We start from the raw sequence: 13,481 nt of genomic DNA, 5'->3' as shown, positions 1-13,481 counted from the left end.
CAATAATCATTCTATTTTTTCGTAAACCGTGAAATCGTTTCAAAAATAGACTCTACTGTACTACCAATTGTTATCGCGCCTAGCATAATTGCATTGATACCTATTTCTTGAAGAATAACCATATCATCCGGTACAAGATTTTTTTGAGAAGGTATAATAAGCGGTAGCTTTGTATTATCCCTATAACTTTTATAAGTAATAAAGTCTTCAAAGTTCATCGGAAGTCCGTAGTCTTCCTTTCTCACGATTGACAGTTCAACTGCCTGGATGTTAAATGACTCAATAATCCGCACCTGTTCGAAACAAAAATTATCATTGACCGCTACTGTACGCTCCAAGTCATTCTGAAGTAGCATTTTCGACCCAATATCTTTTGCATATAGTGAATAATAGTCAAATCCTAAATTTTTTAACTGTTTCGTATTTGTGCCAAGTACCTTTTCAATTTCATCACCAATAACTAAACCTATTGGTCCACTAAATTTTCGTCTTACTTCTTCAAATATCTCAAAATAATGCTCTATATCTTTAAATTCATTCCGACTAGCCCGATGAGAAACATTAATATGAAATTTAAGTCCATCTACTCCTGCATCTATAGCTGCTTGCGCTAAATCTATACGATTCTCTGGAAGGCTAGCAATTATAGATATTTCCTTACGAAATAACATCTTTTTTAATGTTGTTTCCATTTCCAATATCCCCCTTTATAAGATTAAAAGTAACGGATTAGAAACCGTTACTTTTAATCTTGTAACTTTTCTCACTTTAATAAAGGTTTTATATCTTTTTCCATTTGCTCAAGTATTATAGTTGGAGTTTCCATTTGTGCAAACAGCTTATCAATACCTTTGATAATTTCACTTTCGATTTTTGTCCAGTCTTCATGTAATGGATACGTATAACCATGGTTCATCTGATCAATCATGGCCAACTGAATAGATTCTCTTGAAGGGTTATTAGGGATATTAATAAATTCATCGGATTCTAGTACACTTTTTCTTGCTGGAACAAAGAATACAGACTGTGCCTGAATACCTTCTTTACTAGCCAAGAACTTCAATAATACCTTTGCCTCTTCTGGATGCTTACTACCCTCGAATGCAACAATTCCCGCTTGCCCAAGTAATGGAGCCCTTCCTTCAGGACCTTTAGGAAGTGGGGCAATATCCCATTCGAAGTCAGTAATCTCTCTTGCATTTGTCATATAGCTATACATTGCGGAGTACATACCAACTTTTCCACCTTCATATTCAATATTCTCACCTGGTGGTACATGTGACTTATCCTCAAACATCATTCGATTCAGCATTTCAAAGGTCTTAATGCCTTCTGTAGAATTCCACTTAAACTCTTTCATATCATCGGAAAAGATTGACCCTCCATATGAGATTGTATGAGAAGGTAACGTTGCAAAGTTAGTCCATTCCCTAAATAATCTTGCGCCATAAGTTCTATTTATTCCTTCACCCGCTGATAATGCTTTAGCAGCTTCCTCAAATTGTTCCCATGTCCATTCATCTTTCATAGCCAGTTCAGTCGGTGTTTCTAATCCAGCCTTTTCAAACATTGTTTTGTTATAGTATAAAATCATAGGTGGTGTAGAAAACGGTAACCCTAATAACTTTCCGTCATGTTTCCATAATTCCAATGTCGACGGAATAAAATCATTCATATTAAAGTCGTCATCCTTACTAAACTCTGAAATATCACTTAAAATATCATTCTTAGTAAATTGAGAGACCATTGCTTCGGAAACCCAACCTACGTCTGGTAATTCACTTCCTGCAGCAAGTACTGACATCTTTTGCTGATAGTCTGGAAACGGAATAAGATCAATTTTCACTTTAATGTTTGGATTTTCATCATAAAACCCTTTTAGAACTTCCTCATACATTTCTGCGTGTTGATCATTTCCCCATATTGAAAACGTCAATTCAACATCCTCTTTTTTATCATCACTTTTAGCTGTTCCATCATCTTTACTCTGGTCTTTTGAATCTTCTTTACTACATGCTGCAAGAAAAATCAATACTAGACTGAAAAAAATCAATAAATACTTTTTCATATCCCTGCCCCCTTTTCTTATTATCATAATACCAATAATGTAAGCGCTTCATAATCGGTTAGTATTAAGAAATGGTTTGTAATGTTAAGATTATTCAAATCTTTTGTCTGTATTGATAAGGAGTCTTCCCAACTATTTTTTTAAAGACCACTGAAAAATGTTTCGAGTTCACATAACCAACTAAATGTGCAATATCATATATTTTAAGTTGAGTTTGAGTTAATAATTCTTTGGATTTTTCTATTCTTTGCTGCATTATGTACTCGGATAATTTTATATTTGTTTTTTGTTTAAACAGTTGACTAATATAATTTGGATGAAGATTTAACGTATTTGAAATGAAATTTAAAGTTATCTCTTTTTCTAAGTTCCGATTGATTACATCTTTAATTTTACTTATATTCACAGATTCACCTGGGTTAATAATATCGTTATTACTAGTACGCTCTTTATCTATATTTTGGAGAGTACTTGCAAGTTCGCTTCGACTTATTGGTTTTAACAAATAATCCTTCACTCCTAACTTTAAAGCCTCCCTTACATAAATAAAATCGTCATGACCACTGATTACGATTACCGATACTAACGGATGTCTCTTTTTAAAATACGATATAAAATCAATACCATTCATTTCAGGCATTCTAATGTCTGTAATCACAAGATCAGGTATTTCTATATTTGCAATTTCAAGGGCTTCGTAACCATTAGATGCTTCCCACATAACCTTATAACCGGTTATAACATCCTCCAGTAACTTCTTTATCCCTTTCCTTATTACTTTTTCGTCATCCACTAACAGGACATTTTTCAACTTCATTACCTACTTTCTAATGATAATATCTACCTGGGTACCTATTCCTACTTTCGATGAAATAAGCAACATACTATTAGGTCCATGAATAAGTCTTAACCGCCTGTTGATATTCACTAATGCAATACCATTTTTAACGCTTTCAGGATGTTCCCCATAATCTTTATTCATTAAAGTAGATTTTAGTGATTCTTTTATTTTTAATAGGTTGCAGTTGTCTATCCCGGTACCATTATCACAAACTGATATAGTAAGTGCGGATCCTTCCATTTTAACTTTCACAAATATCTCAACCCTTTTGACCCTTTTACTGTAACCATGCATTATCGAGTTTTCAATTATTGGTTGAATTATATATTTTGGTACTAGATGATCCACAATCTCATCTTCCAAATCCCAATGAACGTCAAGTGCATCCTCTAATCTATTCTTCATAATGCTTACATAGGTTTTCGCAAATATTATTTCTTCTTGCAAAGGGATCTGTTGTTCTTCATTTTTTAAACGATATCTAATTAATTTTCCTAATTCGGCAATCATGTCTGAAATTTCAAACTGATCATTATTTATGGCCTTCATGTTAATTGATTCTAGTGTATTAAAGATAAAATGTGGGTCCATTTGGGATTGTAACGCTTTATATTCAGCTTCCGAGTTTCTCAAATTTATTTCATACACTTCCGCAACCAAATAATCTATATCAGATAACATTCCATCATAAGCAACATGTAATTCTACTAATTCATTTTTAGATTGGATACTACTACTATTTGCCAACTTATTTTCTTGAAACCATCTAATTCGTGTTTTTAATAACTCCAATGGTTTTAGTAGATAGTTCGTCATATAGTAAGAGATAAGTAAAGAAATAAGTAAACAAAATCCAATTAATAAAAGCAAAATGTTGTTGAACTCACTGATTTCACTGTATAAATAATCTTTGGGTATAACATTACTTATTTTTAAACCAGTTTTACTTGATGTATGTGTAACACAAAAATACTCTTGATTAGATTGCTCAGTCTTAATCCAACTTTGATTTTTTTGGCAACTAGATAATAGATAATCACTTTGACTTCCTATTAATGGTTCATTATGCGTTGTGGATATTTGCCAATTCTCGCTTCCAAGTTGCTCAGTTATTTCCTTTATATACTTAGGTGCAAAGTCAATTCTTATTACTCCTAATTCATTGTGATTCTCCGGATCTCTCAGCAACCTAAGAAAACTCACATACTTTTCACTGTTATTTTTATAATAAATAGGTTTAACATCATAATATGTTATCCAACCACCTTCTTGTTCCTTAGCTTTCAGATACCATTCTTGCTCTTGTAGATTAATTTGATCTTCAATTCTGTAGTTATCCATATGACTAAATAATTGACCATTTTTTGCAAATATATGTATCCCATATATTTGATCTTTATTAAAAGTCATGCTCGATAAAAATAAAGAAAGTAATTTAACATGACTATACTTTTTATGGGTTATAGGAGTATTCATATCATATTCCCTTAAAACACCAACAAGTTCTTTGTTGTATAATATTGAGATTGTAGACCTTGATGCATCTTCTAACATTAAATCTAAATTATAATTTAGTTGTATAATCGTATTTTCAACTTTAGTAATAACTTCTTCACTTTTAGAAGACATAAATATATTCTGAACAACTATTCCAACAACTATTAGGGGAAGTAATAGTAATAAGGAAAAAGTAATGAATATCTTATTTCTTAATGACATTTTAGTTAATCCCCCTAATCTACTAATTTTGGAGTTGCCTTTAATATATCTTTACTAATGCAAAACCGGTTTCCTCCAACTTTACATCCTTTATGTTAACTGCCGAGTAAACCGAATACTCATACAATAACACTGAACATTCTCCAATGCCTACCACATAAAGCAATTTAATACTTCCATTTTCTAAATGCTTTCTCCTATATCCAAAAATTAAACATTAAAAGGACACTACAGCTTCCTATCATAATTGACGAAAACTAGTGCCCTTATTAGTGTCTATAACCTAATCGCCTTTTTAAATTTACTTGATTCATAGGCCGCCAATGAAACCTCTAATGATTTCAGTCCGTCATAACCTGTGATAGAAGGTTCTCTTCCTTCTTTTACACAGTTGATAAAATCATTTATTAATCCAAAGTCCATATCGTTTCCATAAAAAACATGTTGCAATGATTTTTCTCCACTGCTGAACATCCTAATATGTTCTTTTAATGCATCTACTTTCACTGTTTGCTTTGTCCCAATCACTTCAATCGTTACATCCCCCCATGTTGGGTACTCTGTAAAACGGGACCAACTTGCATCATGAGAAGCAATCACGCCGTTTTCAAATTCTAGTGTGAGAAGACCAGCATCATCAATAGCAATATCATGAAAATAGGAATCAATAATTGCATTGACCTCCGTTACTTCTACATTTAAATACCAGCGCATGATATCGACCATATGTACGGTATGATCTAATACAGCACCACCACCAGATTGTCCTTCATCAATAAACCAGTCACCAGGATTCTGCCCCCGATTGGTTGTCCGGAAAGCTATAATATCACCAAGTTCTCCGTTATCAATCATTTCTTTTACTTGTTGAATCGGTGAGCTAAAGCGTACAGGGTAAGCAATTTGCAAAATAACAGCATGATCTTTACATACCTGAATCATTTCCTTAGCATCTCTAAGATTCGTTGCAATTGGTTTTTCACAGAGGATATGTTTCTTTGCTTTCGCGGCATTTACAACCATTTCTTTGTGACGATTGTTTTCACTGCAAATAATAACAGCATCCATTTCCAATGCTAAAAATTCTGCTTGGTCACTGTAGTGGTCCGTATTATATGTTTTGGCGACTTCTTGGCCCCTTTCAATATCTTCATCAAAGATGCCCACTAACTCAACGTTCGGTAATCTCTTTACGCCATCCGCATAACTGTATGCATGCATATGTGCAAAACTCATCATGCCAACCTTCATGAATGAGCACCTCCATTGAATAGGTTACTAAAATAATTCAATCGATTAACGAGCACCTGATCTACTTTCTGAGCTGTTGCTAAAATGGCATCGACCGAATAGGCTAATGGTAGAGACGCCTTACTTCCTTGCTGAATCGGTCTCATCTGATCACTATCAAATTCTAAGATCGTTTTAATTCCGCTCCATTCAAGCTCTATTCGCTCCTGATTAGTCACTGTATATTCAATATGCGCCATTGTTCCTCCACCAAAATCCATCAAAATAATCGTATGTACTGGAATCACAGTTTGATCCGTTTGTTTTACTTGAATACGTTGAGGCTCCCCAAGTAATGACGATAATACATATAAGTCACCAGTGAACAATGAGTTATTTTCATATTGATTCACCATCCGTCTAAAACGAAAAACACCTTTGGGCTTATCTCCTTTTCCAATCAGCTCTTTTACCTTTTGATAAAATGAATAGTTTGCTAAATCAAAATACACATGCCAGCCTAGCATTTGATGGTCAGCTGTTAATTCAGTGAATGGAATATAAACTTCATTTTTGCTATTCCATACAACTTTCAAATGCTCTTCAGAAATGACTGAAACATATGTAACATCTTCATTAGCAGCATTTTTTAGTTGGTCAACCGAGTCTATAACACTTACATTTTTAAATATATTTCGAAAGTCGAGTTTCTCTAAGTTAGCAAATATAATTTTCATGATTACTTTCAACTCCCTATTTCAATAGGTTTCTTAAACGATTAACTGCTTCTTCATTAGCCATTTTCGCATCGTCATTTCCTTCATATTCAATAGACAACCAACCATCATACTTACGATTTTTTAATCCTTTTACAATATAAGCGAGATCCACTTCACCATCACCTGGAATAACCCCGATTAGTTCCACCCCTTCTGATGAACGAAAGCCACGGAGTGACTCATTTTCTACTTTTTCACGAAAATCTTTAAAATGAACATGAACAATTTCATCTTTCAACCGCTTAAATGCTTCTGTCGGCTTTTCATGGACAAGCAAAAAATTCCCGGTATCAAACGTCGATTTTACAAAAGGACTATTCACCGCCTTTATAATCTCGCTTACTTGCTTACTCTTACCGGCTAATAAGCCATGATTTTCAATAGCTAAATAGATTCCCTCTTTTTCAGCTATTTCTGCACATTTCTTCAAACCTTCTATAATCCAGGCCGATCCATTTTCATATGTTAAGTCACCTTGGATATCGCCACAAAATACGCGAACAATTGTCGTTCCAAGTTTTTTCGCAACTTGAATACCGTGTAAAACCTTTGCCACTTCTTCAGCACGTTCTTCAACTGATTCTTTCACAAAATTATTCGTGATATCATATGCAGACACTTGTAAATTATAGCTTTTCAATGCGGTAAGTACTTCTCCGATTTCTTCGTCTTTTTCGTCCTTATTCGTCCAATAAATATCGAGCAATTCCACCCCTTCCGTTGAAATACTGCTGGCATAGTCAATGAAGTCGACAATCGACCAGTTTTCCTTCCGGATAGTGGATGCCAAGCTATACATACTTACACTAATATTCATGCGATCCCTCCAAGTCGATTGACTTTCACTAACGATAAAATTCTGCTGGCCACTCTAATTCAAAACCATCTGCTCTTAGCTGATCTTGAAACTCTGATAACAACAGTTTATTTTCACGAACTGTTTTGGGATCTGTGTTGTTCTTCATACAAAATGCAACTAATGCACCGCATGCCTCCCCTATATTCCACTCTGTTGGATGAAGGCGATAGCAACCGTTTGTTATATGTGTTGTTCCAATATTTTTACTACCTGCTAACAGGTTATCTGTATCTTTCGGAATCAGCGCACCTAAAGGGATATGGAAGGGTAACGCTTTTATATCTAGATAGGTTCTCCCGGTCATACTTGGATGTAAATCGATGCTATATGAGCCAATCCCTATACGATCAACATATAACTTTCCTGTCTTCCCTTCATTAAAATCAGGTGAAACATCCTGCTCTACGATTGTGTATTCCGCTTTGATCCGTCTCGATTCCCTAATATAGGCTGCTTTTGCTAAGCCATCTTCAGTTGCGAATAGATCTTTACGAAGTTTCAACCCTGGATATCCTTTACTGCCATCAGGCCGCGGCGCTTCGGTTTGTAACCAATACAAAAGGGACAAGCTTAACTGTTTTGCTTGATAGATATGTTTCTCTTTTTCTACATCGGGCACATCGTAAATGTTACCTAAGAAATAATCACTTTGTGGCCAATTCATTAAGCTGACATCACCAGCATCGACTGGCGTATTAAACTGTTGCTTATCAAAGCTACGTCGGTATTCCCAAAGAGGGAAGCCTGTTTCTTCACGAAAAAGCGTATATTCTCTTTTCTCTTTCGTAATCGGATGTGGCGCAAAAAAGCTTAAATAGTTATCGGGCCATATAGCTGGATGGAATTCTTTCCAAAACTCGTACATCTCCGGCTTCGGTATCGTATGATTTTCTCCTTGCCGGTATTCCATACCGAGTACAAATGTGAATGCTTGAATATCGTCAGAATCGGCTACTTTCATTGCATGCGGTTCATGTGTATCTGCTTTCGCTTCCGCACCTGTTACGTAATCGACAGCTGCTAACGACAATAGATCCCCAGCTTCTGTAGCATCGATGAAATAGGGTGCAGTAACCACTTCTTCTTTTCCAGTTACAGTATTTTTATAGGTTACGCTAGTTAATGTTCTGCCATTTCTTTCAACCGAGGTAGCTACCGTGTTCAATACAATCGTAAGCTGGCTAGTTAAGACATATGGCAGGAGCATTTCATTCAATACATGTAGACTGACTCTCGGATCATGGCAAATGCTACTGACCAAACCATTCCCCGGATTAAATAGTGTTTTAGTAACTTTTACATCCATTGTTCGTAAATAAGTGTCTCGAACTTTTTTACGATAGTCTTGGTATCTCTTCGTTGAACCAAATTCTTCAATCCATTGATGTTCATCAGGCGGCACCCCTTGCGAAGTGACTTGACCACCGATCCAGTCGGTTTCTTCTGTTAACAAGACGTGTAATCCATTGGCACATGCCGATAACGCTGCTGCACAACCACCAAGTCCACCACCTATGATGACAACATCTTTATCCACCGTTTTCATTTATAAATATACCTCTTTGCCTGTTTTTGCTGACTCATAGACGGCATTCAACATTCTCATGATTTGCACACCATCAGCAACAGGTGCAATGGTTTCTTTTCCTTCTTTACAACAGTCAACGAAATGATTGATTTCGTTTTTAAAGGCTTTTTCAAAATCGAAGCTCAAATTATCAACTTGTGGTGTAACATTTAAAATCGTGTTGCTTTTCTCCGTTACCATCACTAATTTCGGTTCAATTTCTGCTCCACCTTTTTCACCAAACAATTTAACGTATAACTCATCCTCTTTGGCATGAAGTGTAAAGCTAACATCTACAAACAAAGAGGCTCCATTGTCAAACCGAATGAGTGCATTTGCTAAATCTTCCACATCATTTAATGCAGGGTCGTAATCAGCTGCTTGGTAGAACGATAGATTTTGTATATGGCTACGATTGCCTAACTTTGAATATGTATTACCACTAACTGAGACAGGTCGTGGTTTCCCCATCATATACCAACAGATGTCAATCATATGGACACCTAAATCAATAAGCGGCCCACCACCAGATTTCGACTGATCGCTAAACCAGCCACCAGGATTTCCCAGCCTTCTTAAACAGGAAGCCTTTGCGTAATAAATTTCACCAAGTTCATCTTGGTCGATAAATTGCTTTAGTAGCTTTGTATTTTCTCCATGACGTCTGACAAACCCAACTTGTAGTACTTTACCGGACTTCTTAACCGCCGCTTCGACAGCTAATGCTTGTGCAACAGTCATAGATAATGGCTTCTCAACCAAAACATGCTTACCTGCTTCCAATGCCGCAATTGCAATCACTGCATGTGTGTTATTCCACGTACAAATACTAACCGCATCAATTTCCGGATTTTGCAATAACTCTTCATAGTTACTATATAGTTCAGTGACACTATAGCGCTCACCAACTTTGGCTAGACGCTGTTCATTGCTATCACATAACGCCACTAACTCTACTCCATCGTTTTTCATATATGGAATAATATGAAACTCGGAAATAGAACCTCCTCCAATCACACCAACTTTCAACATAGACATAACTCCCTTCTATATAATAGGAATAGTACGCGTTTAAATAGTTAAATTATTCAAAATACTAATTATATAAACTGAGTAAAGGTGCCTTACAAGGGATAGCCGAAGCGGATTTGATGGGAATCTTTACTTCGACTTATTAATAGTTAATAATCTTCGTCAATGTCGTTGACTTTTTATTGAACAACTCATCATAGGCAGCTGGCGCATCCTGAAAATCAACTTCATCCGTTAAAAATGATTGGACATTAATACGCTTGTCATTTACTAAACGTAAGTACTCTGCCACATTTCTTCCCTCTGTCCAGCGTACGTAACCGTATGGATAATCGATTGCCTGTTTCTCATAAACTTGGTCATATCGTCCTGGCCCACCAGCGCGTGAAATAAGTATTTGCGCTTCCTTCGCAAACAGTAAATTTCTAGGAAAGTCCGGTTCAATGTCACCGACAATTACGACTTTTCCTTGATGTCGAATCCACTCTAAACTTTGATTTGTCAGCGATGAACGTTTAACACCCGCACATAATAGAACCGCATCTGCCCCATATTTTTTCGTACATTTCTCGATTTCGCTTTCCATCTCTGGGATAGTAGAAAAAGAACGAATACTCGTTTCTTCATGAAGCATTGCGGCTCTTTCTGCTTGAATATCGAAAGCAATCACATTATATGCAGCAGCATTGGCTATTTTAGCAATCATTTGGCCAAGTAATCCTAGGCCAATAATAATAATTGTTTCCCCGAATTCTAGTTTTGCAATCCTTAGGGCATGTATCGCAATCGCACCAATTCCTGCTAAAGCTGCTTCCTTTGCCTCCACGCCAGACGGAACCTTTGCACATAATGTCGTTGGAACTAATAGACAGTCAGAATGCCCTACATATGGAGCACCATAACAGGCAACAATATCCCCTTTTTGATAATCTTCCACACCTTCACCACACTCCATAACAACACCAACCGCACTATAGCCTAATGTGATATCTCTATCCTCACTAATTCCAATCAAGCTTAGTTCAGTCCCAGGTGAAATGACCGAGTGCAGTGTTTTAATTAATAGATAGGAAGGTTTAATCGCCGGTTTCATACACTTAACAATATGAACATTTTGATTTCTCGTGACAATTGATTTCATTTCATCCGCTCCTTACTCTTTAAACCATTTGTCTAAGTTTTCTTTCACAAAAGCATCATCATGTAAATGCGGATAATCGACATACACACGATCTATTTCCTCCGATTGATTTGGGCTTAATTTTTCTTTATCAAGTAAGCACCAACGACCTTTCAACAGCCCTTGTCTTGCCAACACTTCATTAATACCTGCAATGCTCCCTTTAAATTGATTATTCGGGTCAAAAAAAGCAGCGTTTGCATCGGTTATTTCTTGCCCTAAGGTTAATAATTCGCTTGGAATGTCCTCTTTAGATCGAATGTTTTTTATCTTATTAAACATATCTACTGTTGTTTTCGTCCAGACTGACCAATGCCCAAGTAGCCCCCCGACAATCTGTTTCTCTATCTTTTTACCGTCTACATCAATACGGTAGGTCGTTAACAAGTCATTAACGATATTGTCATCATTTCCAGTGTAAATAGCTATTTCTTCATTTCTTTTGGAATGGCAAACCGCTCGAATCACATCGTGAGATTGATATCGATTAAAAGGTGCGATCTTTATGCCATGAACATTCGGTATATCAGCAAGCTTCCTCCAAAAATCATAGGAAAGAATCCGGCCCCCTACCGCCGGCTGCAAGTAAAATCCAATAACCGGGATAATCTCAGCAATTTTTTCAGTCCGATCAAGTAGCTCTTCCTCAGAAGCGTTGTGTAAACCTCCCATACTTAGCAATCCAAGGTCATAGCCAATCGCTTTTATAAATTCCGCCTCATTAATCGCCTGTTCTATGGGACCACTAATTCCGCCAATTTTTATGAATGAATCGGGAACTAGTGCCTTCCTCATCTCTTCAATCGCAAGGGTTAATACTTTTTCAAATAAACTAAACTGCGGATCACGAATTTCAAACTGAGTTGTATGGACACCAACTGCTACCCCACCCACACCTGCATCAATATAATAGCGAGTAAGTGCGCGCTGACCGGCTTCATCTAGTTGCTGTTCTTCTGTTAGGGCTAATGGATGCGCCGGAATAACAGTTCCCTCAAGTAATTGTTTTTTCACAGCAGGATTCAACATTTAAAATGCTCCTTTTCGTTCTTGAAAATGGGTTGGTTTATTATATGTTTCTCCATTATTCACTAACCACTCTGCCGTCATATCAATCATTTGTTGAAGTGTTACTTTTGGATAGCCAAATAACCGATGCGCTTTGGAAGCATTATTTAACAATGCTGTCGGCTGTTCTTCATTGTCATATATAGGTTTCTTATCAAATCGCGTTCCAAATTCTTCAGCCAACCAACGGACTGAAATGGTCTCCGGTCCAGTCACATTCACTATTTTCGGTGGAGTATCACAATGTAGCAAAGACCGTACTGCGTATTCGTTTGCATCTCCTTGCCAAATTACGTTTACACTCCCCATTGTTAAATCAATAGTTTTACCTTCTAAAACTTGTTGAGCGATTTCTACTAACACTCCATACCTCATATCAATTGCATAATTTAGTCGAAATAGAAGCAGTGGCGTTTCATTTTTACGAGAAAAGTTTGTTAGGATACGCTCTCTCCCTAAACAAGATTGTGCATACTCACCAATCGGACTAACAGCTGTCTCTTCAGAACAATTACCACTCACCACACTCGTCAGTGGATAAATATTACCAGATGAAAATGCAACGATACGGGAATTTTTAAACTTATTTGCAATCCTACCCGGTAAATAAGCATTCATTGCCCATGTGAAATGTTCATTGCCAGCAGTTCCAAATTTATTCCCTGCCATTAAAATAATATTTTTTACATCCGGGAGTGATTGTAGTTGCTCATCATTTAGTAAATCAACAGCGATTGTTTCAATTCCAAAGTCCTCTAACTCTTCTTTTAAACTGCCATTTGAAAACCGAGAAACGCCAATCACCTTCTTATCCAAACCCGCTTCATCAATCGCCCGTTTCGTCATCTTCGCTAATGTTGGTCCCATTTTTCCACCAATACCTAAAATTAAGATATCACCATCTACTAATCTAAGATCATTGATTAGTTCTGTTGATGGTTTCGTCATAAGATCTTCAAGCTCTGCAATTGTCTTCATTTCAACACTCCCTATTTTCATTTAATAAAAACTAGTTATCTGATACTTCTAAATTGCTATTCAATAGTATTGTATGTAGACTTTCATTAAAAGACAAGTCTTATTTGAGTCCTTTTATGTCGAATTTCTTTTATCATGCATTAGCGCTGTTATTTCTCAT

The 13,481-nt window shown here is 36.4% G+C and carries 12 protein-coding genes; all 12 read right to left on the bottom strand.

Translation table 11 applies throughout. The annotated features are described in order from the left end of the window. Positions 1–11: 11 nt before the first annotated feature. A complete protein-coding gene (locus ACP8HG_RS04350; RefSeq protein WP_438298245.1) occupies positions 12–692 on the bottom strand; it encodes a hypothetical protein in 681 nt (226 codons plus the stop codon). A 71-nt stretch (positions 693–763) separates the two neighbouring features. After that, positions 764–2,068, bottom strand: a complete 1,305-nt coding sequence (locus tag ACP8HG_RS04345) for an extracellular solute-binding protein (protein WP_338652601.1) — start codon at positions 2,066–2,068, stop codon at positions 764–766. Between the two features lie 94 nt (positions 2,069–2,162). Beyond that, a complete protein-coding gene (locus ACP8HG_RS04340; protein ID WP_438298244.1) occupies positions 2,163–2,885 on the bottom strand; it encodes a response regulator transcription factor in 723 nt (240 codons plus the stop codon). A gap of 3 nt (positions 2,886–2,888) precedes the next feature. After that, on the bottom strand, positions 2,889–4,628 hold the full coding sequence (locus ACP8HG_RS04335; RefSeq protein ID WP_438298243.1) for a cache domain-containing sensor histidine kinase: 1,740 nt from the start codon (positions 4,626–4,628) through the stop codon (positions 2,889–2,891). 276 nt (positions 4,629–4,904) lie between these two features. Beyond that, positions 4,905–5,879 carry a Gfo/Idh/MocA family protein gene (locus tag ACP8HG_RS04330; protein WP_438298242.1) on the bottom strand — a complete coding sequence of 325 codons (975 nt, stop codon included), beginning with the start codon at positions 5,877–5,879 and terminating at the stop codon, positions 4,905–4,907. Further along, entirely contained in the window at positions 5,876–6,595 is a 720-nt protein-coding gene (locus ACP8HG_RS04325; RefSeq protein WP_438298241.1) for a hypothetical protein, read from the bottom strand. Before ACP8HG_RS04325 ends, ACP8HG_RS04330 begins: the two co-directional genes overlap by 4 nt. 16 nt (positions 6,596–6,611) lie before the next feature. Next, positions 6,612–7,454, bottom strand: coding sequence for a sugar phosphate isomerase/epimerase family protein (locus tag ACP8HG_RS04320; RefSeq protein WP_438298240.1), 843 nt, complete (start codon positions 7,452–7,454; stop codon positions 6,612–6,614). Positions 7,455–7,482: 28 nt separating this feature from the next. Further along, entirely contained in the window at positions 7,483–9,042 is a 1,560-nt protein-coding gene (locus ACP8HG_RS04315) for an FAD-dependent oxidoreductase (protein WP_438298239.1), read from the bottom strand. Then, positions 9,043–10,095: a Gfo/Idh/MocA family protein gene (locus tag ACP8HG_RS04310; protein WP_438298238.1), complete on the bottom strand. Its 1,053-nt coding sequence runs from the start codon at positions 10,093–10,095 to the stop codon at positions 9,043–9,045. A gap of 142 nt (positions 10,096–10,237) precedes the next feature. Next, positions 10,238–11,236, bottom strand: a complete 999-nt coding sequence (locus ACP8HG_RS04305) for a zinc-binding dehydrogenase (RefSeq protein WP_438298237.1) — start codon at positions 11,234–11,236, stop codon at positions 10,238–10,240. 12 nt (positions 11,237–11,248) lie between these two features. Next, entirely contained in the window at positions 11,249–12,304 is a 1,056-nt protein-coding gene (locus ACP8HG_RS04300; RefSeq protein ID WP_438298236.1) for a dihydrodipicolinate synthase family protein, read from the bottom strand. Beyond that, positions 12,305–13,321 (bottom strand): NAD-dependent epimerase/dehydratase family protein, encoded by a 1,017-nt coding sequence (locus ACP8HG_RS04295; protein ID WP_187047535.1) that lies wholly within the window; start codon positions 13,319–13,321, stop codon positions 12,305–12,307. Between the last annotated feature and the right edge of the window lie 160 nt (positions 13,322–13,481).

This window comes from Sporosarcina sp. FA15, assembly GCF_051550195.1.
GTDB classification, from domain to species: domain Bacteria; phylum Bacillota; class Bacilli; order Bacillales_A; family Planococcaceae; genus Sporosarcina; species Sporosarcina psychrophila.
This window is presented reverse-complemented; position numbering and strand designations above follow the sequence as displayed.

Excerpts from the sequence above, each read along its gene's own strand:
- ACP8HG_RS04350 (WP_438298245.1), bottom strand. The coding sequence starts at position 692 with ATGGAAACAACATTAAAAAAGATGTTATTTCGTAAGGAAATATCTATA.
- ACP8HG_RS04310 (WP_438298238.1), bottom strand. The coding sequence starts at position 10,095 with ATGTTGAAAGTTGGTGTGATTGGAGGAGGTTCTATTTCCGAGTTTCAT.
- ACP8HG_RS04320 (WP_438298240.1), bottom strand. The coding sequence starts at position 7,454 with ATGAATATTAGTGTAAGTATGTATAGCTTGGCATCCACTATCCGGAAG.
- ACP8HG_RS04305 (WP_438298237.1), bottom strand. The coding sequence starts at position 11,236 with ATGAAATCAATTGTCACGAGAAATCAAAATGTTCATATTGTTAAGTGT.
- ACP8HG_RS04325 (WP_438298241.1), bottom strand. The coding sequence starts at position 6,595 with ATGAAAATTATATTTGCTAACTTAGAGAAACTCGACTTTCGAAATATA.
- ACP8HG_RS04340 (WP_438298244.1), bottom strand. The coding sequence starts at position 2,885 with ATGAAGTTGAAAAATGTCCTGTTAGTGGATGACGAAAAAGTAATAAGG.
- ACP8HG_RS04335 (WP_438298243.1), bottom strand. The coding sequence starts at position 4,628 with ATGTCATTAAGAAATAAGATATTCATTACTTTTTCCTTATTACTATTA.
- ACP8HG_RS04330 (WP_438298242.1), bottom strand. The coding sequence starts at position 5,879 with ATGAAGGTTGGCATGATGAGTTTTGCACATATGCATGCATACAGTTAT.
- ACP8HG_RS04315 (WP_438298239.1), bottom strand. The coding sequence starts at position 9,042 with ATGAAAACGGTGGATAAAGATGTTGTCATCATAGGTGGTGGACTTGGT.
- ACP8HG_RS04300 (WP_438298236.1), bottom strand. The coding sequence starts at position 12,304 with ATGTTGAATCCTGCTGTGAAAAAACAATTACTTGAGGGAACTGTTATT.
- ACP8HG_RS04295 (WP_187047535.1), bottom strand. The coding sequence starts at position 13,321 with ATGAAGACAATTGCAGAGCTTGAAGATCTTATGACGAAACCATCAACA.
- ACP8HG_RS04345 (WP_338652601.1), bottom strand. The coding sequence starts at position 2,068 with ATGAAAAAGTATTTATTGATTTTTTTCAGTCTAGTATTGATTTTTCTT.